Origin of the sequence: Haliea sp., from assembly GCF_041395985.1 — a bacterium.
In the GTDB taxonomy this organism is placed as follows: Bacteria; Pseudomonadota; Gammaproteobacteria; order Pseudomonadales; family Halieaceae; genus Haliea.
This window is the reverse complement of record NZ_JAWKZJ010000003.1, coordinates 214,038-233,300: the sequence shown is the minus strand read 5'-3', so window position 1 is coordinate 233,300 and position 19,263 is coordinate 214,038. Positions and strand designations below refer to the sequence as shown.

General features: G+C 59.9%; 15 protein-coding genes and 1 pseudogene. 7 read left to right on the top strand and 9 right to left on the bottom strand.

The features are described 5' to 3' along the window. Positions 1-211: 211 nt before the first annotated feature. The 3 genes from R3E49_RS07500 to R3E49_RS07490 all read right to left on the bottom strand — a co-directional run bounded on the left by R3E49_RS07500 (position 212) and on the right by R3E49_RS07490 (position 1,931). The gene (locus R3E49_RS07500) at positions 212-646 is read right to left on the bottom strand and encodes a nuclear transport factor 2 family protein (RefSeq protein WP_371294483.1); all 435 of its coding nucleotides are present in this window, start codon (positions 644-646) and stop codon (positions 212-214) included. A 156-nt stretch (positions 647-802) separates the two neighbouring features. Beyond that, positions 803-1,342 carry a pyridoxamine 5'-phosphate oxidase family protein gene (locus tag R3E49_RS07495; RefSeq protein ID WP_371294482.1) on the bottom strand — a complete coding sequence of 180 codons (540 nt, stop codon included), beginning with the start codon at positions 1,340-1,342 and terminating at the stop codon, positions 803-805. Between the two features lie 55 nt (positions 1,343-1,397). Further along, entirely contained in the window at positions 1,398-1,931 is a 534-nt protein-coding gene (locus tag R3E49_RS07490) for a hypothetical protein (protein WP_371294481.1), read from the bottom strand. A 287-nt stretch (positions 1,932-2,218) separates the two neighbouring features. Between R3E49_RS07490 and R3E49_RS07485 the strand changes: the two genes are divergently transcribed. Continuing rightward, positions 2,219-2,989: an SDR family NAD(P)-dependent oxidoreductase gene (locus R3E49_RS07485; protein WP_371294480.1), complete on the top strand. Its 771-nt coding sequence runs from the start codon at positions 2,219-2,221 to the stop codon at positions 2,987-2,989. Between the two features lie 37 nt (positions 2,990-3,026). Here R3E49_RS07485 and R3E49_RS07480 read toward each other — a convergent pair whose 3' ends face one another. Together R3E49_RS07480 and R3E49_RS07475 are read right to left on the bottom strand one after the other, a co-directional pair. Next, entirely contained in the window at positions 3,027-4,979 is a 1,953-nt protein-coding gene (locus tag R3E49_RS07480) for a putative bifunctional diguanylate cyclase/phosphodiesterase (RefSeq protein ID WP_371294479.1), read from the bottom strand. A 185-nt stretch (positions 4,980-5,164) separates the two neighbouring features. After that, positions 5,165-7,051, bottom strand: coding sequence for a winged helix-turn-helix domain-containing protein (locus tag R3E49_RS07475; protein ID WP_371294478.1), 1,887 nt, complete (start codon positions 7,049-7,051; stop codon positions 5,165-5,167). Positions 7,052-7,203: 152 nt separating this feature from the next. Between R3E49_RS07475 and R3E49_RS07470 the strand changes: the two genes are divergently transcribed. From R3E49_RS07470 to R3E49_RS07460, 3 genes and pseudogenes are all read left to right on the top strand, one after another. Next, the gene (locus tag R3E49_RS07470) at positions 7,204-7,941 is read left to right on the top strand and encodes a hypothetical protein (protein WP_371294477.1); all 738 of its coding nucleotides are present in this window, start codon (positions 7,204-7,206) and stop codon (positions 7,939-7,941) included. A gap of 229 nt (positions 7,942-8,170) precedes the next feature. Beyond that, positions 8,171-8,878: pseudogene (locus R3E49_RS07465) on the top strand (transposase zinc-binding domain-containing protein); the annotation flags it as partial. A gap of 74 nt (positions 8,879-8,952) precedes the next feature. Beyond that, a complete protein-coding gene (locus tag R3E49_RS07460) occupies positions 8,953-9,678 on the top strand; it encodes a transposase (protein ID WP_371294476.1) in 726 nt (241 codons plus the stop codon). An 890-nt stretch (positions 9,679-10,568) separates the two neighbouring features. Here the strand turns inward: R3E49_RS07460 and R3E49_RS07455 are convergent. Continuing rightward, on the bottom strand, positions 10,569-11,639 hold the full coding sequence (locus R3E49_RS07455) for an AraC family transcriptional regulator ligand-binding domain-containing protein (protein ID WP_371294475.1): 1,071 nt from the start codon (positions 11,637-11,639) through the stop codon (positions 10,569-10,571). A 54-nt stretch (positions 11,640-11,693) separates the two neighbouring features. On the opposite strand from R3E49_RS07455, the gene R3E49_RS07450 reads away from it, so the two are divergent. The 3 genes from R3E49_RS07450 to R3E49_RS07440 all read left to right on the top strand — a co-directional run bounded on the left by R3E49_RS07450 (position 11,694) and on the right by R3E49_RS07440 (position 14,860). After that, positions 11,694-12,533 (top strand): TauD/TfdA dioxygenase family protein, encoded by an 840-nt coding sequence (locus R3E49_RS07450; RefSeq protein WP_371294474.1) that lies wholly within the window; start codon positions 11,694-11,696, stop codon positions 12,531-12,533. Between the two features lie 2 nt (positions 12,534-12,535). Beyond that, positions 12,536-13,120, top strand: coding sequence for a hypothetical protein (locus R3E49_RS07445; protein WP_371294473.1), 585 nt, complete (start codon positions 12,536-12,538; stop codon positions 13,118-13,120). Between the two features lie 240 nt (positions 13,121-13,360). Continuing rightward, positions 13,361-14,860, top strand: coding sequence for an IS91 family transposase (locus R3E49_RS07440; RefSeq protein WP_371294650.1), 1,500 nt, complete (start codon positions 13,361-13,363; stop codon positions 14,858-14,860). A 316-nt stretch (positions 14,861-15,176) separates the two neighbouring features. Here R3E49_RS07440 and R3E49_RS07435 read toward each other — a convergent pair whose 3' ends face one another. From R3E49_RS07435 to R3E49_RS07425, 3 genes are all read right to left on the bottom strand, one after another. Next, a complete protein-coding gene (locus tag R3E49_RS07435; RefSeq protein ID WP_371294472.1) occupies positions 15,177-15,998 on the bottom strand; it encodes a DUF6502 family protein in 822 nt (273 codons plus the stop codon). A gap of 91 nt (positions 15,999-16,089) precedes the next feature. Beyond that, a complete protein-coding gene (locus tag R3E49_RS07430; RefSeq protein WP_371294471.1) occupies positions 16,090-16,611 on the bottom strand; it encodes a nuclear transport factor 2 family protein in 522 nt (173 codons plus the stop codon). Between the two features lie 62 nt (positions 16,612-16,673). Continuing rightward, positions 16,674-19,247, bottom strand: a complete 2,574-nt coding sequence (locus R3E49_RS07425) for a TonB-dependent receptor plug domain-containing protein (protein ID WP_371294470.1) — start codon at positions 19,245-19,247, stop codon at positions 16,674-16,676. Between the last annotated feature and the right edge of the window lie 16 nt (positions 19,248-19,263).

The window sequence follows — 19,263 nt, the reverse complement described above, 5'->3', positions numbered from 1 at the left end:
AGTGTGGTGTTCCGTAGGCTCTGGAAGACGGCACGATTAGTGAGGGACTGAAGAACAGGCATAGGCGGCGGTCACGGCTTTTGTTTCAATACTACACTGTGATATTCCGTTCGGCTATTTTGAGTAAAAAGGCCGCGCGGGGCCGCGCAGAGCTACTACAAGCGGGTGGCCACTCGAATGAAAACACGTTCATGGGCAGTCAGGTTCACGACTAAACCAGAAAGTTGAGATGATCCCTGAGGTCGCCCTTCAAATCGAACAACGAATAGTCACGATAACGGAACCGCCAGAGACCCGCAGCCCGCTCGAATTCGTCGTGATAGCGCCCCGCAGCAACGACCTGTAAGGGCAAGGTATCAGTCGCCTGCAGGACGGTGTAATAGGAGCGACAAGTTGCCGCATTGGCCTCTTCGTCCACGTCAATAATCGGATTGGTGATAACGTGTTTGGTGAGCGGTGTACCATTGGGGTGAATTTTCACCCATTGCCGCCATTGCTCTAGTAGTCCTTGGCTGTCCAGGAGGGCACCTTGGCTCTTGATCATTGCACTATCAAACAGAGCGGCAACCGCTTCCAGTTCGCCGCTGTCCATTAACTCAGCGTAGCGATACAGCAAATTAGCGATCTCAGTAGCACTGTTACTCACTGTTTCTCTCCTGGGGCGGCAACCGCCTGTAATCGTCAACTGTAGCCGGCGTCAGGCTGGAGGTCGCGTGCGGCCTGTGGCAGTAACTTCGCCAGTATCAAGATGCGCATCTTAGCCTTTTCTTCATTCAGCCCCCGTTACACCTGGCAAAGAGGCTCAGGGAACCAACCATTGGAATTTATCGGGCGTCAACAACGCTCGTCGATGTCCTTCACCGCCCAGTTCCAGCCAATCGATACTGAGGACGCTGGCGATAATGAGGGCGAAGGCAGACTCCTCGGCAGGCTTTCCAGCATGGGCGGGCATTGGTGACCCTGGGGTTTGTGGCGAGAGATAATCAGCTGCAGCGGCAGTTTGACGTACGGTTTCCCAGGCCTTTTCTACCTTTTCGCCCCGGGTTTCAATCCGGGCGCTCAACGACACACGTAGTTGCCAGCTCAGTGCTTTGCTCCAGAAGACCAGTACCGACGACGGATTGACGGCCAGAGCCAGCGCCTTGGGGCTGCGATGATCGGTGTAAATCATCAGGCGCTGGGACGCTTCCTGCACCTCGCGCAACACCACAGTGCGCGCCTGCGGTGAGCCATGTTCGTCTACATTCGCCAGAACGGGCAAGCGCCACGCATGATGTCGGTCAATAGTCGCGCACTGCAGTTGCTCCCAGATTGCGCGCCGTATTTCCGCTTCAGAATCCACTCGCAATTCTCTTCCCGCTGTTGAACTTCCGCCGCTTCACCTGCGTGTTCCCACGCTACTGGCTAGGCACTGCCGCTGTTTTCTTTGCCATCACTCGCGTGCCCACCCACACCAGGCCGATGAAGTAGATGAAGGCCAGGCCCAGTGAGATGAAGGCGTCTGCAAAGTTGACGTGTTCTTGCACGGCGGGAATCGTGCCGGCGGTTAGGAGCAGCATAGTGGCCAGATTGATCGCCACCGACAGCCAGCCCATCACCTGGCAGTAGATCAACGCCAGGATGAGTGTGAGGAAGACCAACCCGCCAGCATCACCTAGCCATCCGGGCAGAGTGAAGGCCAACCAAGCCATCAGTAAGCCCACAATGGCGCCCACCACACAAGCCGCCAGCTTGTCCCAGGCGAACTGTTCGATGCCCGCCCAGTAGAGCAGGAACAAAAAACCTGCCCAGAACTCGTGTACACCGAGCGCAGTATTGAGCGCGATAAACCCCCCGACCACGATGATAATGCCCAGCAGCACCAGCAGTCCCTTGCCGGGAGTCATGGGGTTGTTGGTCTCGGTCTGGTCGGTTGTGCTGTTGTTATTCATTATAAATCCCTTTGGGATGGGTTTTCTTTATCGAATTTTAGTTTGTATAACCGTGCTGCCTTGACGAAGCTAAAGCAAGCTCTGCGTGGGGGTTATGAAACAATACCGTGGGGTGGTTCAAGTTTTTTTCGGTCCGCGAACTATTAGGCTGCCCTTGCTATGATTCGGGTAGCTCACGCTTGGTTTAAGGCAGCTAAACCAGGGGCGACAGGCAACTTTCGCCGGCAACGCTGGCCCCGGGTTCTAATCACCCGGTATCCCACGATCATGAGGAGTAGGGTTGAACCATGAAGATCGACTACACGGGTAAAAGCGTCATCATCACCGGCGCGGGTGGAAGCATCGGCCGGGCGAGCTCGCTGCTCTTTGCCCGGCTTGGTGCATCGGTGATTGCCAGCGATATCAACGAGGAGCGCTTGCAGGAGACGATTGACCAAATCGTTGATGCGGGCGGTTCCGCCCTGTCGATTGTTGCTGATGTCACCGATCCCGACCAGGCCGCTGGCGTTGTGAAGTTTGCCTGTAAAAAGTTGGGTGGTGTTGACGTGCTGTTTAACAACGCTGGCGGTTCGTTCCCGACCCCAATGGAAGCGATCAGCAAAGAAGAGTTCCAGCGACTCAGGTCGCTTAACTTCGATGCCGTATACCACGCGTCGATGGAGGCACTTCCGGTCATGGTTGCCAAGGGGGGCGGGGTGATTCTGTCGACGACCTCGGGAGCCGGCTCCGGCGCGGTGAACGGGCTGGCGGTCTACGGAGCGGCCAAAGCCGGGGTCAACAGCCTGATGCGCAGTATCGCCATCGAGTATGGCCGCAAGGGCATCCGGGCGAACGCGATAGCACCGTCTGCTGCCAGCACAGGCATGATCCAGTGGCTGGAGTCGACACCGGGCGGGGTGAAAGGCTTTGCCGAGGCACAACCAATGGGGAGATTGGGCGCGCCGGAGGATATCGCATCGGTAGCGGCCTTCCTCGCTTCAGAGCACGCCGGCTTCGTCAACGGTGTGGTACTTCCCGTCGACGGCGGTGTTGAAGCGATGCTTGCCGTGCCCGGTTGACCAATGTGGCGCACCGCGTTGGTGGAGGCGGCGCAGATCACGCGCGCTGCCGTGAAGCCTGGTCTATGAAATTCAGTAAATGCTCGAAGATCAGAGGACGCGAAAAATAATAGCCTTGGAAATACGTACAATGGCGAGCAATCAGAAAGTCGCGCACCTCGACGGACTCTACGCCCTCCGCAACAGTCGCCAACCCCAGGTGCTGAGCCATTGAGAGGATCGCCCCAACGATGCCCGCATCGTTATGATCCAGCAGCACATCACGCACGAACGACTGGTCAATCTTAATGTTATCGACTGGCAGTTTTTTCAGATACGCCAACGATGAATAACCTGTGCCAAAATCGTCAACGGAGAACTTCACACCAAGCGCCCGCAGGGACTCCATGGTGCTGATGGCACGCTCCACGTTATCCATCAGGCTACCTTCGGTAACCTCCAGACACAATTTTGACAGTGGCGCGCCTGCGTCAGCTGCAATCGCCACAACCGTATCGACCAGGCTTGGCAAGCGGAACTGGCGCGCGCTTAGATTGACAGAAATGGACGGGGTTGCATCACCGAACCGCCGCAGCAACCGCACGAGATCACGACAGGCTGTGGATAGAACCCACTCGCCCAGTTCAAGAATAATTCCGGTCTCCTCCGCGATAGGGATAAATTCCGCCGGGGGAATCATGCCGCGTTCAGGGTGATTCCAGCGTAGCAATGCCTCCAAACCACTAATCTGTCCGTTCTGATCCACCATCGGCTGATAGTGCAAGCTCAGCTGACCGCCCCGCAATGCAGCACGCAGCTCCCGGTCTAGCTGCAGGCGCAGGCTGGCAGCCTCGTGCAGCGCACCATGATAAAAACTGATAGCGTTGCGACCACTCGCCTTGGCGTCATACATCGCGGTGTCAGCCTGTCGCATCAGATCGTCGATATCCGTTCCGTTCCCGGGGAACACAGTGATCCCTATGCTGGCAGACATGTGCAGAACATGCTCTTGTGTTTCGTAGGGATGGTCGGTAAGCACATGCTGGAGGTCTTCGGCAAAGCGCATCGCCGCAGCTTCAGCGGTTTGTACATCAACACTCAAATCCGAAAGCAACACCACAAATTCATCACCACCAAGACGCGCCGCGATATCCTCTGTACGCAACCGGGTGCGCAGTCGATCCGCAACCTGTCGCAGCACCTGGTCGCCTACTGGATGGCCCAGTGAGTCATTAACGGTCTTGAAATTATCCAGATCCAGAAATAGCAGAGCACCCCCAATGCCGTGACGTCGCGAGCGCGCCAGGTTCCGCTGGGTCTGTTCGTGCAGGTAACGCCGGTTTGGCAGCTCTGTCAGATCATCAAAGCGCGCTTGATACGACGCCGAGTTCTCGGCCTGCTGGCAGTCATAACGTGTACGCAAAGAGTCGGTAATCGTTGTATTCAAACGCCGGGCGGTGACATACAGTGCAATCATGAACAGCAGCGCCATGCCTCCCATGAGCCAGCCCACACGTCCCCCCTCAAACAAGAAGCGAAGGATCAGTGGGGACAGCGAGATAACCAGGAATGCGTTGACTGCATAACGAAGAGAGGACAAAACCGACAGCGCACCCGCTGCCATACCCGCCAACACAAACGCGAGAATAACCTGCTCAACAGGATCGTGCGGAGCAAACAACACCCAACCGGCGGCACCCCAAACGGTACCCGCAACCACAGCCCCCAGAAAGGCTCTGCGCTCCCAGACTCGGGCATCGTGCTGAGAAGGTGCGCGCTGATAAGCCAGCATGTCTTGCCATCGCAGGGCAGATATCAGCAGCAGAACAAGATACCACGGTCCTACCCTCGCCAAGCCAAGAGCAGGGGACATAATTGCCGCCAGAATGAAGCCATTGAGAACGCTCATCGACAAGGACAACCTGAGCGACTCGTACAACAGCTTGACCAGCCCCTCACGGACGGTTTCGGTTTCAATTGCTGTGTCGGACGCGCGGGACGCTCGCACCATGCTGGGCTCTCCCGCCATAGTATCCTCGATAAGAGTAGAAGAACCCGTTGAGGTTAACGGGGCAGTTCAAACCGAGTCAACCGATCTCTGCGACATAGACGACCCCGCCGGACCAATCCTGATGTGGCTGAGAGTGAAGCGAGGTTTGGACGGTCCTGCAGCCAGTCGTCGTCGATCTCTTGCTCTCAGCGTGCCTCCAGCAACGCCTCGGCATCAAACGCTATCTGCCGCAGCTGCTGCGGCGCGCGACCGAGCTCCACCAGCATGTGCTGCCAGCGCGGGTCTTCGCGCAGGTTGTCGAACAGGGGGTCCGGCAGGTTCTTCAGCAGCAGCGTCTGTTTGCGCTCGCGCAGGCGCGCCAGCCATCGGAAGGCCGCATCCACGTCACCACCGACGGCGTGCAGCTGCGCGATACGCATCGCCTCGGATTCACCGTTCTCGGCCTCGAAACGCTCGAGCAGTGAACGGAAGCACGCGATCTCGCCTTGGGCGTGACACAGCAACGCCCGGTAGAATTCCTGGAACTTTCTCGCCGTTGCCGGCACCGTCTGATCGATAATCTGCTGTGCCGCCGCGAAATCGCCCTGCATGATCTTGGTCAGACCGAGGGTCAGGTGGCCGCCGCGCGAACGTTCCATAACCTGCCGGACGGCGGCCTCGGTCTGGCGCGGCTGACCGGCGGCGATGTAGGCCTGTGCCTGGTGTATGTAGCAGGCGGTGCAGAAGGGATCGAGATCGAGCGCTCCCTGGTACAGGGCCACCGCCGCGGGAAAGCGTTCCAGTGCGTAGGCGAGATCGCCGGCAAGTCTCAGGTGTCGGGGATTCCCCGGCTCCTGTGTCAGGGCCTCGGTCACGTGCTCAGCCGCTGCCGGCAGGTCGTTCTCTACCTCGAGGGCCAGTACGGCAAGGACCCCGTGGGCGCCAGCGCTGCCGGAGGGCACGGCGAGCATCTCCTCGGCCAGCGTGCGAACCCGTTGCGCCACGTCGGTACCGGACAATTCGCCCCGATAGACCTGCAGCAGGTAGCTCCGGGTCAGAAGGTCCCGCACCGGGATAAAACGCGGACTCCTGCGCGCGACGCCCTCCAGTGACGTGATCGCGCTGCCCAGTTCGGCGAACTCACCGCTTCGCAGCACGTGCAGGGCGCGCAGGTACAGGTTGTAATCGTCCGGGGCTATCACCGTGTCAGACCCGGCCGGCTCCATCACCGTCAGCTGGAACAGGCCCGCAACAGCGCTGGCGACCTGGCTCTGTACGCGCAGGATATCGCCGTACCTGCGGTCGAGCGTCTCGGACCAGACATGGTGCCCACTGTTCGTTTCGATCAGCTGTATCGTGATCCGCAGGAGTTCGTCGTGCTCGCGAATACTGCCCTCGAGGAGGTGCGTGGCGCCCAGCTGCGCACCGATCTCCCTTGCGGTCAGCTGCTGACCCAGCTGCGGCAGGAATGACGAGGTGCGGGAAATAACCCGCAGGCCATGCACCCGGGTCAGGCTGTTGATGATTTCTTCCGGCAGGCCAAGGGCCAGATAGTCCCTGTCACCCGCCGCCGTGAAGTCGGCGAAGGGCAGCACCGCAACGACGGGGGGAGACGCCGCGGGTCTCTCTACTGAATCGGACTCGGGCCTCAGGAGCAGCCACCAAGCCAGTAGCAATGTACCCAATCCCAGTATCGCCGCCGTGAACCAGGCTCCACGGATCGTGCCGGACAAGGCTGCGGACGCCGGTGGCTGTGTGGCGACCGGCGTATCCACGGTCCGGGCATTGAACAGGTACCCTCGACGGGGCAGCGTCCTGACCGCGTGCCGGCCCTCATCGCCAAGGGCCCGGCGGATGTCCACGAGACACTGCGCCAGGCTGTCGTCGGTGACCACCGCCTCGCCCCAGATCCTGTCGAAGAGCTCTTCTTTGCTAATCAGGCGGCCGGGGTTGGCCGCCAGGTACTGCAGAACGCGGAACGACTGCGGCCGCAGCGTGATCGTCTCGCCGTCCCGCAGGACCGCGCCCCGACTTGCGTCGATCGCAAAATGCTCAAATTGCCTAAGCGCTCCTGAGGCCACTGCAGAAGTCATTCACATACCGCCCTTAATGCCTTTTTCCGCGAATTTCGTGTTGATTTCGTGAACTTTCGTCCGGTTTTCGTCACTTCACTTGTCTCAGGTCCTATCGTGCGAGTGCAAATTGCGAATGCTGTCCTGACAGCGAATCCGAGGGAGTATCCATAATGAAGCAGTCGATTCTGATAGTCATCACCTTGTCCACCCTTCTGCTGGGTGGCTGCAAGATCCGCATCGAGGTGCCGGAAGGTGGCCGTGTCACCACCGAGTCTGGTAGCTACGACTGCGAGACTGGCGCGGTTTGCGAAATCGATGTCGTGGACCTGTTTTTTGATGAAACCTTCCGCGGCGAACCGGCGACCGGCTACCGCTTCGACAGCTGGCTGAAGCGCCAGCGCGGCCTGTGTGGCGGCTCCGATGGGTCCTGCCGGCTCTTCACGTCGGGCTTCGAGGGCAATGACATCCTGATGGGCTTCCTCGAGCGACAGGAGGAAGTATTTTTCCTCGTACCCCAGTTTGTGCAGATTCCCACGGATGCATTTGACCCGGCGCTCATCCAGTCGACGGCGTTCCTGGTGCGCGAGTCTGGCCTCTCGGTGACCTATCGCTTTTCTGAGAACGGCAACTACAGCAAGCGCGCCGGGCCGCTCTTCGCTACCGGAAAGTACACCTTCGAACTCAACGACACGGTCATCAACTACACGCAACTCGCGGACACGGACAGGGACGACCTGACGGGCTACGCCGTCTTCGAGAGCTTCGACGCCGCGAACGGCATGTACAGGGTCTGCTACACGGACGATCAGGATGTGCGGTCCGCGAGCACGGCGGTGGACATCTGCGCAAACGGTGGGCGCGGTAACCTGTCAGAGCCCACGCGGCTGCGTTTCTTTATCCAGGAGTAGTGACCGCCACCGGGCATTCAACAGCGGCCTTCCTGGATTTCTTTTGACTTGCTTGGATGGGTGTTTGGTGGAGGCGGCGGCAATCACATTGGCTTGTGAATCAATAGGTTGCGTTGCTAAACGCCAGTAATGCCCCCAAAAATACCCCCGATCGAAATGATAGGAATTGATAGGGTCAGGTAGCGCCACACCCTGTTAGGCTAAGGCGGAGAAAGACTGAATCGCAAGGATGCGATCATGTTGCCGTCATCGGCTGGCAAGGAAGCCAGTTCGGGTGGCAGCGCGCCGCCATACGTGCGCCACCGCCCGGAGCGAACCCTTCTATCAACTCGTCGAGGAATACTACCCCGCATTCAAAGCGCAACTTCTGGCGCAGGGCACAGATTTGCCGGGGTATGTGCAGCAGGAGTTCGAGGACTACCTCAAGTGCGGGCGTCTCGAGCACGGCTTTCTACGAGTACGCTGCGACACCTGTCATGCCGAGCACCTGGTTGCCTTCAGCTGCAAGAAACGCGGCTTTTGTCCCAGCTGTGGTGCCCGGCGTATGGCGGAGAGTGCTGCACTGCTGGTCGACGAGGTCTTTCCCGAGCAGCCGGTACGCCAATGGGTGCTGAGCGTCCCTTATCCGCTGCGCTTCCTGTTCGCCAGCCGCCCCGATGTCATGGGCCGGGTGCTCGGCATCGTCTACCGTTGCATCGCCACGCACCTGATCAAGAAGGCGGGGTTCTCACGGAAGACGGCCCAGGCCGGCGCGGTCACGCTGATCCAGCGCTTCGGCAGTGCGCTCAACCTCAACGTCCACTTCCACATGCTGTTCCTCGACGGGGTTTACGTCGAGCGGCCTGCCGGCTCGCTGCGGTTCCGCTGGGTGAAGGCACCGACCAGCGCCGAGTTGGCCGGGCTGACTCAGACCCTCGCGCGCGCATCGGCCGCTTCCTCGAGCGCCAGGGACTGCTGGAACGCGACGCGGAGAACAGCTACCTGGCTGGCGACGCGTTCGAAGCCGGGCCGATGGAACAGCTTCTGGGTTCGTCGATCACCTACCGCATCGCCGTCGGGCCGCAGCAGGGGCGCAAGGTGTTCACGCTGCAGACGCTGCCGGCGTGTGATGAGGCCTTCGATGCCGGGGTCGGCAAGGTGGCCGGGTTCTCCCTGCACGCCGGTGTGGCAGCGCGGGCGGATCAACGCCAGAAGCTCGAGCGGCTGTGTCGCTACATCAGTCGGCCGGCGATCGCGGAAAAGCGCTTGTCGCTGACGTCGAACGGCAACGTCCGGTACCAGCTGAAGACGCCGTACCGCGACGGCACGACGCACGTCATCTTCGAGCCACTGGACTTCATTGCCCGGCTGGCAGCCTTGGTGCCGAAACCGCGGGTCAACCTGACGCGCTTCCACGGCGTGTTTGCGCCCAACAGCAAGTACCGCGCGCGGGTGACCCCGGCCACGCGGGGCAGGGGAGGCCGGCATGCCACGACAGCGGATCCGGAGGAGCGGACACCGGCCGAACGCCGTGCCGCGATGACTTGGGCGCAACGTCTCAAGCGGGTTTTCGGGATCGACATCGAGACCTGTCCGGCCTGCGGCGGGTCGATGCGGGTCATCGCCTGCATTGAGGCCCCCGACGTCATCGAGAAGATACTCGATCACCTGGATTCGAAAACGGCTGAATGCAAAGCCACCCAGCGGCCGCCGAGTCGAGCGCCACCGCAGCGGGGGCTGTTCGACGAGACGGTGTGACAACCCCAGGATCTTTTCGTTCGGGCTTTGCCGTCAGCGGCACGGCCATGGCGGCGGCTGGCCGGTAAACAGGCGGGGAGGGGGAAAGCGGTCCGGCGCGGCCGACTTTGGGAAGAATTCGGGGGCCTGACGCCGATTCACATGCCGTTGGAGCGGCCGACGTGGCTGGCCGACGGCAGATGCCTTGGCCAATCAGGCGAGACTGCCCGCTGCGAGCCAACGAACAGGTGGTTTATACTGCCTATACGCACAGCCGGAGCCTGAGTACGTCTCGAATTTTACGCATTGTGATTCTCGGTGCTGGCATGCCCCCTCCGAAAAGGCGGGGAGCTTACCAAAAGCGATTAAGTATCAATGCGTTGGGAGGGATTCCGGTTGAACGTGAACACCCATTCCGGGATGGTGAACACCGATTCCGGAAATGACCCGAAAAGTGTTCACGTTCACCCGGAATGGGTGTTCACGTTCGTCCGGATTAGGTGTTCACGTAGCGCCGGAATGGCTGTTCACGATGGGCCGGAATACGCACTGCGTGCGGGGTTAGAGGGTCGACGATGAAGCTGGATTTGGGAGATTGCCTTCAGATACGCCGTGAAATGACGCATTCATCTGCTCAAAATAAATATTTTTACATGAAATTTCTGAGTATGGTATTTTTCATGGTATTACCGATTATCAGTAAAATAACCCGTTGATAATAAAAGATAAAAATGGCTTATTGATAATGGAGTGGGAGTGACGGGCACTCACAGGCAATGTCTGGCATTGGTTGGCATATAGAAGAAGGTGACTTCTAACGAAAGTCATGTGCTCTAAAGACAGCGGTGACTGTCTCGGCGCGCTCGATCTGAAACTGTTGCGAAACCCTGGTGGCAAAAAGCCCCATCAATTCAAACTTTCGTGGTTCCAGTGTTTGGTGCGGAGTTTTGGTAAACCCCAGGGGTGCTGCCTGTCCAATTCTTAAAAGCGCGATTAAAGGCGCTCTGTTCTGAGAAGCCCAGTAGCAGGGCAATATCGACCTGACTAAGGCCGCGTCGCTGTAAATAACGACAACCGAGATTTTCACGTAATCCGTCGAGTAGTGATTGAAAGGAGAGGTGATGATCTCCCAGTCTGCGCTGCAAAGTTCTCGGAGACATGTCCATTGCATCGGCTACCTGGCCCAGGGAAGCTTGTCCCAGCGGAATCAGCTGCATTAGGGTCTCCTGCAGTTTCTGTAAAAACGGAGTACGTTCTGAGCGCAGATCACTAAACGCCTGCGCTTGCTGGTCTCGAAGACTGTAAATCGCCCGCGGCAACTGGCCGGTCTCCGATTGATTGGCGCAACTGCGGTTCACCCGAATGCCCGGATAATCGCTTCCAAACTCAATCGGGCATCCAAAATACTGTTCATAGGGAGCGCAATATTCCGGATGCGTTTCACTGAGGGCGACTGAAATCAGTGCAAACGTGGTGGGGAAGCACTGGCGCAGGAATCCAACCAGGGCTGCCAGCGAGACCTGCACAAACAGGTCATTTTCCTCTCCCAAGGTGTTAGGCCAGGTCAACGAAACCTGATTCTCGTCGCTATCGAAAATACAGAAATTGACCCCGTAGAAACGCCGCTCACTGATCTGGTAGGTATGCAAGGCATCAAAGAGCGTGGCTGAGTTTAAGACCAAGTAGCCCAGTATGCCGACGTGACCCAGTGTCGCGCCCATACCCACCTGCAAGCCGAAGTGGGAATCACCGGTATGTCGTGAGGCCAGTGTCAGCGCTTCGCGCCACTCTTCGGCTGTTACGGTATCGCACTTCGACAACCTTGCCAGACGGTCGTGTAATACAGGGTCGACGATGCGGTTGCGGTCCAGCCAATCCGACAGGAGACGGGTGAACTGCCCTGAAACTCGAATTATCACCAGGAGGATGATGAAGAACTTGGCGTGATTGGTCAATACGGGAGGCGGGCGAGTTTTTAGCATGGGGTTCAGTATCTGTGTTTCATCAACAGCCTTGAGCAGAGGAGGTGCTTAACCGTGAGTATTACAGTTACTCCCAGTGGACAAGCCTGTGGCGCGCAAGTTCTTGGCCTGGACTTAAGTAAGCCGCTTACCACCGGAGAGGTAGCCGACATCAAAAAGGCCTGGGCTGAGCACCACGTGTTGTCGTTTCCAGATCAGCAGCTGACCGACGATGATCTGGAGCGCTTTACCCAGTACTTCGGCAAACTTGGCGACGATCCCTTTTTACGCCCAATCGAAGGCCGCCGCTATATCGCAGCGATTGCCCGGTTTGCGGATGAGACGTCGCCGATCTTTGCTGAATCGTGGCATTCAGACTGGAGCTTCAAAGCCAGGCCCCCCATAGGTACCTGCTTGCTGGGCGTTACCATACCGCCAAAGGGCGGGGATACGCTGTTTGCAAATCAGCACCTGGCCTATGAAAGAATGCCTGAGTCATTGCAGCGCAGGGTCGAAAAATTGACAGCGGTCCATTCGGCGGTTCTGGCGTACTCACCTGACGGCCTGTACGGCAAGCCCGATCCCGGGGTGAAAAGCGCCATGCAGCCGATTATTTCTGATGAGGCGCGAAAAACCCAGACTCACCCGCTGGTAATCACCCACCCTGTCAATGGCCGCAAGGCCATTTTCGGCTGCATGGGTTACACCATCGGTATCGAAGGTATGGATGAAGTTGCGGCAGAAGAATTGCTGCGCGAGTTGCACGCTTGGCAAACTAAGGAAGAATGCGTTTACCGGCATCAATGGCAGCCGAACATGCTCATCATGTGGGACAACAGGTCCGTGCTGCACGCGGCCACCGGCGGTTTTGAAGGATACGATCGACTGTTGCATCGCACCACTATATGGCCCTGATTATGGATACGCCCAAACAAGCTCAACAGGCCCGGGAGTTAGCGTTTGATGCTCCTTCCAATGTTGAAAGAGTAGCGCGCGGCCTGTGTGGCGGCTCCGATGGGTCCTGCCGGCTCTTCACGTCGGGCTTCGAGGGCAATGACATCCTGATGGGCTTCCTCGAGCGACAGGAGGAAGTATTTTTCCTCGTACCCCAGTTTGTGCAGATTCCCACGGATGCATTTGACCCGGCGCTCATCCAGTCGACGGCGTTCCTGGTGCGCGAGTCTGGCCTCTCGGTGACCTATCGCTTTTCTGAGAACGGCAACTACAGCAAGCGCGCCGGGCCGCTCTTCGCTACCGGAAAGTACACCTTCGAACTCAACGACACGGTCATCAACTACACGCAACTCGCGGACACGGACAGGGACGACCTGACGGGCTACGCCGTCTTCGAGAGCTTCGACGCCGCGAACGGCATGTACAGGGTCTGCTACACGGACGATCAGGATGTGCGGTCCGCGAGCACGGCGGTGGACATCTGCGCAAACGGTGGGCGCGGTAACCTGTCAGAGCCCACGCGGCTGCGTTTCTTTATCCAGGAGTAGTGACCGCCACCGGGCATTCAACAGCGGCCTTCCTGGATTTCTTTTGACTTGCTTGGATGGGTGTTTGGTGGAGGCGGCGGCAATCACATTGGCTTGTGAATCAATAGGTTGCGTTGCTAAACGCCAGTAATGCCCCCAAAAATACCCCCGATCGAAATGATAGGAATTGATAGGGTCAGGTAGCGCCACACCCTGTTAGGCTAAGGCGGAGAAAGACTGAATCGCAAGGATGCGATCATGTTGCCGTCATCGGCTGGCAAGGAAGCCAGTTCGGGTGGCAGCGCGCCGCCATACGTGCGCCACCGCCCGGAGCGAACCCTTCTCTATCAACTCGTCGAGGAATACTACCCCGCATTCAAAGCGCAACTTCTGGCGCAGGGCACAGATTTGCCGGGGTATGTGCAGCAGGAGTTCGAGGACTACCTCAAGTGCGGGCGTCTCGAGCACGGCTTTCTACGAGTACGCTGCGACACCTGTCATGCCGAGCACCTGGTTGCCTTCAGCTGCAAGAAACGCGGCTTTTGTCCCAGCTGTGGTGCCCGGCGTATGGCGGAGAGTGCTGCACTGCTGGTCGACGAGGTCTTTCCCGAGCAGCCGGTACGCCAATGGGTGCTGAGCGTCCCTTATCCGCTGCGCTTCCTGTTCGCCAGCCGCCCCGATGTCATGGGCCGGGTGCTCGGCATCGTCTACCGTTGCATCGCCACGCACCTGATCAAGAAGGCGGGGTTCTCACGGAAGACGGCCCAGGCCGGCGCGGTCACGCTGATCCAGCGCTTCGGCAGTGCGCTCAACCTCAACGTCCACTTCCACATGCTGTTCCTCGACGGGGTTTACGTCGAGCGGCCTGCCGGCTCGCTGCGGTTCCGCTGGGTGAAGGCACCGACCAGCGCCGAGTTGGCCGGGCTGACTCAGACCCTCGCGCGGCGCATCGGCCGCTTCCTCGAGCGCCAGGGACTGCTGGAACGCGACGCGGAGAACAGCTACCTGGCTGGCGACGCGTTCGAAGCCGGGCCGATGGAACAGCTTCTGGGTTCGTCGATCACCTACCGCATCGCCGTCGGGCCGCAGCAGGGGCGCAAGGTGTTCACGCTGCAGACGCTGCCGGCGTGTGATGAGGCCTTCGATGCCGGGGTCGGCAAGGTGGCCGGGTTCTCCCTGCACGCCGGTGTGGCAGCGCGGGCGGATCAACGCCAGAAGCTCGAGCGGCTGTGTCGCTACATCAGTCGGCCGGCGATCGCGGAAAAGCGCTTGTCGCTGACGTCGAACGGCAACGTCCGGTACCAGCTGAAGACGCCGTACCGCGACGGCACGACGCACGTCATCTTCGAGCCACTGGACTTCATTGCCCGGCTGGCAGCCTTGGTGCCGAAACCGCGGGTCAACCTGACGCGCTTCCACGGCGTGTTTGCGCCCAACAGCAAGTACCGCGCGCGGGTGACCCCGGCCACGCGGGGCAGGGGAGGCCGGCATGCCACGACAGCGGATCCGGAGGAGCGGACACCGGCCGAACGCCGTGCCGCGATGACTTGGGCGCAACGTCTCAAGCGGGTTTTCGGGATCGACATCGAGACCTGTCCGGCCTGCGGCGGGTCGATGCGGGTCATCGCCTGCATTGAGGCCCCCGACGTCATCGAGAAGATACTCGATCACCTGGATTCGAAAACGGCTGAATGCAAAGCCACCCAGCGGCCGCCGAGTCGAGCGCCACCGCAGCGGGGGCTGTTCGACGAGACGGTGTGACAACCCCAGGATCTTTTCGTTCGGGCTTTGCCGTCAGCGGCACGGCCATGGCGGCGGCTGGCCGGTAAACAGGCGGGGAGGGGGAAAGCGGTCCGGCGCGGCCGACTTTGGGAAGAATTCGGGGGCCTGACGCCGATTCACATGCCGTTGGAGCGGCCGACGTGGCTGGCCGACGGCAGATGCCTTGGCCAATCAGGCGAGACTGCCCGCTGCGAGCCAACGAACAGGTGGTTTATACTGCCTATACGCCCGCAGGCGGTGAGGACCAGGGAAAGCGCGCTGGCAGTAACGACGGTTGTGCTGGGATATAGGCGTTTCATGACTGTCCCTCCCGGGAGAAATCCTCGTGGTAATAGATGCCCACCGCGACGTAGCACGGCGGCTGGTCAGGGTCTTCGCTCGCGTCCACCTGGTGGCGCATCAGCCAGGCGTTGTAGGACTCCAGCAAGGCCTGGGACTGCTGATTGGAGTGTTCCCGGAATGCCGGCAGGGCGTCGGGCGGAATCGAATAGTTGGATACCTTGCGCTGGAAAAAGCGGTCGACCGGTGCTGCCTCCAGGTTGTGGCCGATGGTCTCCACCAGCTCGGCAACATCGGTGCCCAGGATGCCGATGCGCTCGAGGGGCGTGGCCGTGGGGATGTAGGCGCGCGTCTTCAGATTGGGCCTGCCATCGACCAGCTCGACATTGCCGCTGGCCTGGAGAATCTGCAGCATGGCCCCCGGCGTGATGTCTCCACTGTAATCCCGCACCAGCGCGTGAAAGCTGCCGAACTCCCCTTCCATCGGCAGGGCCGCGGGCTGACCGTCGTGGTCCAGATAGGCCGGGTCACTGACCCAGCCGCTGATCACGCGGATCGCCCGACTGTAGCGCTGCTGGCTGGAGGCATCCTCCTCGGGCGCGGCATCCCTCAGGCGCGCGGTCTCCTTGCGGCTGAGACCTGTCAGCGCCGAGACACTGGAAACCGTAGGTCGATGTCCCTCCCGGCGCAACTGTTCGAAGGCCGCGTCCACGAAGGCGCGCCGCGCCAGCTCGGTAAATGTCCCGCAGGCCATGCCGTGGGACAGCAGCACGCGCGCCAGCGGGCGAAGAATCTTGAGCACGCCCTCGGCGAGGGCTTTTTGAATTGGCATATCCATGTTTGGGAAAATAATCCCAAACATGGAAGCTGTCAATTTATTTGCGGTGATTCACACAGATCACCAGCCTGGACAAATTCAGGACCTCCAATCAGGGTGACTCGGGAGACCAGGCGGCCCGTTTAAGCACGGCCTGAGCGGCGGACTCGGAGATCAGGCGCGAGGTTCGCCGGGCGATATACCAGCGGGCACCTTTCCGGGCCAGCTCCCACTCGTTGATAGCCAGACGCATCAACTCCGGCCGACCATCACGGTAGTGATACAGCCGCGAGTAGCCACTTGCCCGGGCGCTGTCACCCTCCAGCTCCACCGTCAGGGGCCCCACGGTATGTGCGCAACCCGGCAGCAGCGACTGGTGCAGCTCGGAATCCAGCATGTCGCGGATGGCCTGATGCCCTCGCAGGTCGAGATCCGCGTCGGGCTCACGGCCCTCGCGCCCGGCCCGCGGCGCGGAGACCACATAGACGGCATCGGGCAGATGGCAGTCGAGGGCCGCCTGCACATCGCCACAATCCACCGCCATGCCGTAGCGTGCGATGAGATTGCGGACCGCCAGCTCATCCTCGGCGCGCTGCAGTCGCCGCTCGAGCGCCTGCATTCGATCTTCCAACATTTCTCTCTCCTCAAATGAAAAGGGCGGAGCATGACTGCCCCGCCCCGGTTCGGTCCATTCACCTAGAACGCGTAGGTCACGTTCAGATAGAACATGCGACCGCGCGGGTCGTGAACCTTGGTATCGTAGCCGAGCAGGTCGATGACAGTGGGTGGATCCTCGTCAGTCACGTTGATCGCGCCCACCGCAAGCGTGGCACTGCCCGCCCCGAGTTGCTCGATCTCGTAGGCATAGCGCAGGTCCAGCGTCGCATGGCTGTCAATCTTCGTGTTGTTGCCGTCGTCCACATAGCTGTCGGTGTAGCGAAGATAAGCCGCTGCACTGTGTGCATCCTGCATCCAGGACAGATTGATGTTGCCCTGCCATTCCGGCATGGAGCGGGCAAAATTCAGTCGATTGCGGCTTCCCACGGCATCGATCTCCGGTGAGTCCGGACCCTCCTGCAAATCATAGCGATTCATCCAGGTCCAGGTCCCCCCGAAACGGAAATCGCCCATGCCCTGTGGGGCGAAGCGATAGCTCCAGCTCAGGTCGAGGCCGTCCGTCTCCGCGGAGGAGGCATTGATGAAGTCGGTCTTGACGAAGGTGATCAGCCCACTGGCAGCTTCACGGATGACGCGCTGTTGTGCGTCAGTCCCCTGGAGCCCGGCCTGGGTATCGGCCACTTCCTGAGCCACTACAACATCAGGAATCTGCTTTACGATCAGATCGTCGTACTTGAAGTACCAGTAATCCAGACTGAGTTCCAGCGCATCCGTGGGCGCCCAGGTGACACCGGTATTGAAGACATCGGCTTCCTCCGGCTCCAGGTCGGGGTTGCCCACTGTCTGTACCGAACGGTAGACCGTGCTGTCGCTCAGAGGGTCGTACATGTTGGCCTGGGTGGCCTGGGTGGCGATGGTCTGAAACAGCGAGGGAGCTCTGAAGGCGGTACCGACACTGCCGCGAACCGACCACTGCTCACTGGGACGCCAGAGCAGGGCCAACTTGGGATCAAGACTGTCGAGTCCGGAACCGTAGTCCTCGTAGCGGGCGGAGACCTGCATGTCCAGAGTGTCACCAAGGGGAATGGCGAATTCGCCAAACAGTGCGTAGACATCCCGGCTGCCGCTGTAGTCGGGGCCACCAAAGAGGTTGAGGAAGGCCCGGTTGTTGAAGTCGTCACTCCAGTCGTGGGACAGTTCCTCGTCGCGGTAATGCACGCCAAACGCCGCCTGGACAGTTCCGGAACTGATTTCCATCAGGTCTCCGGACACGATGCCATCCACGGTATACAGGCTGGTTTCACCCCGCAGCCCGGTGGACCCGAACATGTCGGCAATGACTGCCGGATCGTCCTTTTCATCGTACAGGGGGTTCCAGTACTGGTCATTGTTGGGGCCACCGCGCCCCTCCAGAGCAGCAACCGCGCGCTCCTGTAGCACATCGCCCTTGTCATAGAAAACTTCCTGCTCGCTGTAGCTGGCGTTCAGTGTCCAGTACCAGCCGGCACTGAAGCTGCCATCGAGCGAACCCGCTATCCGCGCGGTCTCATACTCGTTGACCGCAACCGAGGGCCCGGCATCGGCACCGAGAACCCGGCCAAAGAACTGGGCATCCTCACCCCACAGGTTACCCGGATTATGCGCGGGAACCGTCGGGAAAAAGGTTGAGAACGGAAAGGACGGCGAAGCGATCACCTTCACTTCGGTATCGGCATAGGAAACTTCCAGCGTGCCCGTGGTGGTCTCGCTGAAGTCGTGGGTCAGTTTGCCGAAAGCCTGCCAGCGCTGCTCCTCCGGGCTCAAATCAAAATATGGCGAGTAGTCAAAACCGCAGAAGCCGCTGGCACGAACAAAGCCGCCACTGACACCACAGGCGGGATCCACCTGGAAGCCTTCACTGGTCAGGAAGGTTCCCGGCTGTCCGAGACTGGACAGTGCCGTGCCCTCGGTGAATTCACGCTCATTGGACTGCAGCGGGTCGCGATCGAAATAACTGGCCGCAAGCACCAGGTGGGTGGTGTCGTTGCCGCCGCCCCAGATGACACCCAGCTCACTGTCGGAGTGGCTGCCGGTATCCACGCTCTGATACTTCGCCTGGATCTCGACACCCTCGAAATCGTCGCGGGTCATGAAATTGACCACACCGGCCACGGCATCGGAGCCATAGGTCGCCGCGGCGCCGTCTTTCAGGACCTCGATACGATCCAGAGCAATGAAGGGCACCAGGGAGTTGGTATCCACGAAGCTGCTGCCGTCGGTAGCAGCCACGGCGCTGAGGGTATGCCGCTGGCCATTGATCATGACCAGCGTGGAGCCCAACCCGAGGTTGCGCAGGTTGATGTTTGAAGTACCGCTGGTCAGGGGCTGAGTCAGGTTATCCACCTGAAACTCCGCACCGGAATTCTCCGGCAGATTCTTGATCACATCGACCACGGTCGACGCCCCCTGGTCCAGCATGTCGGCGCGGTCTACCACCGACAGCGGCGAGGGTGTATCGAACTGGCTTTTACGGCGGATGTGACTGCCGGTAACCACCACCTCTTCCAGTGCTGGAGTCTGTTGCGCTTTCACCGCCTGCGCCAGCGGCAGCAGCGTGAAACCGGCCAGCGCGAGTGCGGTCGATGCAGTCAGGGATAATCTGGGTGTTTTCATTGTGTCTCTCCATGTT

Bases quoted from the DNA above. Each gene is read 5' to 3' on its own strand.
- R3E49_RS07455 (WP_371294475.1), bottom strand. From the start codon at position 11,639: ATGCTAAAAACTCGCCCGCCTCCCGTATTGACCAATCACGCCAAGTTC.
- R3E49_RS07430 (WP_371294471.1), bottom strand. From the start codon at position 16,611: ATGTTGGAAGATCGAATGCAGGCGCTCGAGCGGCGACTGCAGCGCGCC.
- R3E49_RS07445 (WP_371294473.1), top strand. From the start codon at position 12,536: ATGGATACGCCCAAACAAGCTCAACAGGCCCGGGAGTTAGCGTTTGAT.
- R3E49_RS07425 (WP_371294470.1), bottom strand. From the start codon at position 19,247: ATGAAAACACCCAGATTATCCCTGACTGCATCGACCGCACTCGCGCTG.
- R3E49_RS07460 (WP_371294476.1), top strand. From the start codon at position 8,953: ATGGAACAGCTTCTGGGTTCGTCGATCACCTACCGCATCGCCGTCGGG.
- R3E49_RS07490 (WP_371294481.1), bottom strand. From the start codon at position 1,931: ATGAATAACAACAGCACAACCGACCAGACCGAGACCAACAACCCCATG.
- R3E49_RS07470 (WP_371294477.1), top strand. From the start codon at position 7,204: ATGAAGCAGTCGATTCTGATAGTCATCACCTTGTCCACCCTTCTGCTG.
- R3E49_RS07475 (WP_371294478.1), bottom strand. From the start codon at position 7,051: ATGACTTCTGCAGTGGCCTCAGGAGCGCTTAGGCAATTTGAGCATTTT.
- R3E49_RS07435 (WP_371294472.1), bottom strand. From the start codon at position 15,998: ATGGATATGCCAATTCAAAAAGCCCTCGCCGAGGGCGTGCTCAAGATT.
- R3E49_RS07485 (WP_371294480.1), top strand. From the start codon at position 2,219: ATGAAGATCGACTACACGGGTAAAAGCGTCATCATCACCGGCGCGGGT.
- R3E49_RS07480 (WP_371294479.1), bottom strand. From the start codon at position 4,979: ATGGTGCGAGCGTCCCGCGCGTCCGACACAGCAATTGAAACCGAAACC.